The organism is Microcoleus sp. BM001215392 (genome assembly GCF_036700185.1).
Classification (GTDB): Bacteria; Cyanobacteriota; Cyanobacteriia; order Cyanobacteriales; family Microcoleaceae; genus Microcoleus.
In genome coordinates, this window is the sequence record NZ_JAUBOJ010000643.1 from 1 (window position 1) to 2,071 (window position 2,071).

General features: G+C 42.4%; 6 protein-coding genes. 4 read left to right on the top strand and 2 right to left on the bottom strand.

Annotated features, from left to right (window positions below; genetic code table 11):
- Nucleotides 1-295: 295 nt before the first annotated feature.
- Together QT974_RS33710 and QT974_RS33715 are read right to left on the bottom strand one after the other, a co-directional pair.
- Nucleotides 296-484, bottom strand: coding sequence for a hypothetical protein (locus QT974_RS33710; protein ID WP_333472707.1), 189 nt, complete (start codon nucleotides 482-484; stop codon nucleotides 296-298).
- Nucleotides 485-535: 51 nt separating this feature from the next.
- Complete coding sequence (locus tag QT974_RS33715) at nucleotides 536-682, bottom strand: hypothetical protein (protein WP_333472708.1); 147 nt, start codon at nucleotides 680-682, stop codon at nucleotides 536-538.
- Nucleotides 683-713: 31 nt separating this feature from the next.
- Here QT974_RS33715 and QT974_RS33720 point away from each other — a divergent pair, with 31 nt between their 5' ends.
- From QT974_RS33720 to QT974_RS33735, 4 genes are all read left to right on the top strand, one after another.
- On the top strand, nucleotides 714-1,133 hold the full coding sequence (locus QT974_RS33720) for an MAPEG family protein (protein ID WP_333472709.1): 420 nt from the start codon (nucleotides 714-716) through the stop codon (nucleotides 1,131-1,133).
- Nucleotides 1,134-1,207: 74 nt separating this feature from the next.
- On the top strand, nucleotides 1,208-1,390 hold the full coding sequence (locus QT974_RS33725) for a hypothetical protein (protein ID WP_333472710.1): 183 nt from the start codon (nucleotides 1,208-1,210) through the stop codon (nucleotides 1,388-1,390).
- A complete protein-coding gene (locus tag QT974_RS33730; RefSeq protein WP_333472711.1) occupies nucleotides 1,359-1,721 on the top strand; it encodes a hypothetical protein in 363 nt (120 codons plus the stop codon). Before QT974_RS33725 ends, QT974_RS33730 begins: the two co-directional genes overlap by 32 nt.
- Before the next feature lie 140 nt (nucleotides 1,722-1,861).
- The gene (locus QT974_RS33735; RefSeq protein WP_333472712.1) at nucleotides 1,862-2,017 is read left to right on the top strand and encodes a hypothetical protein; all 156 of its coding nucleotides are present in this window, start codon (nucleotides 1,862-1,864) and stop codon (nucleotides 2,015-2,017) included.
- Nucleotides 2,018-2,071 lie beyond the last annotated feature (54 nt).

Genomic DNA, 2,071 nt, shown 5'->3' on the forward strand with positions numbered 1-2,071 from the left:
TAGGGTGCATCTGGTTTTTGAAGCCTGAAGAAGCATGACCGCATATAAGTTATTACTTATAATCTCATATTGATTGCGGTCATGCTTCGCCCCTACACACATATTTTTCAAGCCCAGATGCACTCGATGCGATAACATCTCTACTCACCTATTAACAATTCACGCTCCATTAAGCTTTGCTTGCTGTTCCTATACAAATAAGTACAATTATCCGATTGTTGCTGCATCTTATCCCCGCGATAGAATAGGGCTTTGCGCGCGCGATGCAGGGGAGTATAGCCGAGAATTAAACAGGCTAGGATACACGAGAGAGTAATCCCCAGCGAATTAGTGAGATAGAAGACGCTTGCTTCCAAACATTGTTGAGCAAAATAATCTCCTTGAATTCGCAATCAAGACTTAACCGCAGCCACCAAGTTTTACCAGAAAGAATTGGTTGAAAGCCTCTCGCGAGTGAGGGAGAAATTAAGATCCGACTATTCATTACTCCAATCCTCTTCCTTCTAGGTAGAGGTCGCCCTCAAACTGTCAACTGTCAACTGTCAACTGTCAACTGTTGAAAGGATGTCCCGGAACCCAAAACCAATTGCTGCGCCGATACCAGCAGTTGCATCAAATCCCGTGCCTTGAATGACCCGATCGCGCCCAATGACGCGATCGACAATAATTGATTTATAATCAAGATATCTACTCCACCCCAATAATACCGAATCATGCTCGCAGAAGCAAACGCCACACTCTGGCCTAGTCTAATTACTGTTTCAGCATTAATTCTATACTTCGTTGTCACCATCAACGTCGGCAGAGCCAGATTCAAATACAAAGTTTCTCCCCCGCAGATGACAGGAAACCCGGACTTTGAACGAGTGTTGCGAGTTCAGCAAAATACCTTAGAGCAAATGATTCTATTTTTGCCCTCGCTATGGCTGTTTTCGCAATTTGTCAGCCCACTTTGGGCCGCCGGTATCGGTGCAGTTTGGATAATTGGACGCATTTTGTTTGCTTGGGGTTACTATCAAGCGGCTGAAAAACGAGCGGCAGGATTTGGCATTAGTACCTTAGCTACTTTAACTTTGCTTGGCGGTTCATTGATTGGCATCATCATGTCGCTGGTAAAAGTTTCACAGCTATAACTAATATTAGTAGGGTGCGAAATCAGCACCTTACACGGCAAATCGAACTCTTTCAATAACCTTCACGAGTCAATATGTCTGAAACTAACAAACCTGTATTTCAAATTAACCAGCAACTTTTTCAACAGCTTACCGAGTGGCAAGAAAAACTCGCACTAGAAGATGAATTAGCCAGCGAGTCAGAAGACGAGAAACCAACTGAGGTAAAAAGTTCTCCCGACAGTTATGAACAGCATTCTCAAACAAATAATTTCTAGCTGCTGGCTAGCAGCATCCTTGGCATTTCCGGCTGCTGTATCGGCTCAATCGATGACACCAAGCCAAATGCAGCAAATCAATAACGGTTTGTTTCGTTCTAACTCTCAAGATTTCTTTCAGCAAGGAAACCGCCAAATAGAAAGGGAAATCGCAGCTTTCTTGCGAAAAACCACCACTTCTAAAGATAAGATTCTGGAGATTGATGAAAAATTGCTTTCTGAGCTTTGTCAGGAAGATTTTCAAGTATCCTCGCGGTATTTTGATAATTTGAATTGGGTTCAGGCTACCAGTTTGAATCGAAAATTAAAAGAGATTTGCAGACAAAAATAAAATAACAGTGCTATCATGTCCGGTCGATTACCATAATAAAAATGGCTCGCACGTGCGGACTAATCTGATTGCGGTTGATCGCTCGGACACGATGATATGAAGTCAAGATTAAAGTGTTAGCGTTAATGGATAAAGAAGTAATGACAAAATTGAAACTAGCCATGCTGTCAGCGGAAACGGTGGCTCAGTTGGCTGCGATTATTATTGATTACACTCATGAGGAAATGATGCTAGTTTTTGATGAGCTGGAATGGGAACAGCAGGCAAAAATTAAGGATATTTGGAAGAGTGTTTGAGGGTGCATCTGGTTTTTGAAGCCTGAAGAAGCATGACCGCATATAAGTTATTAG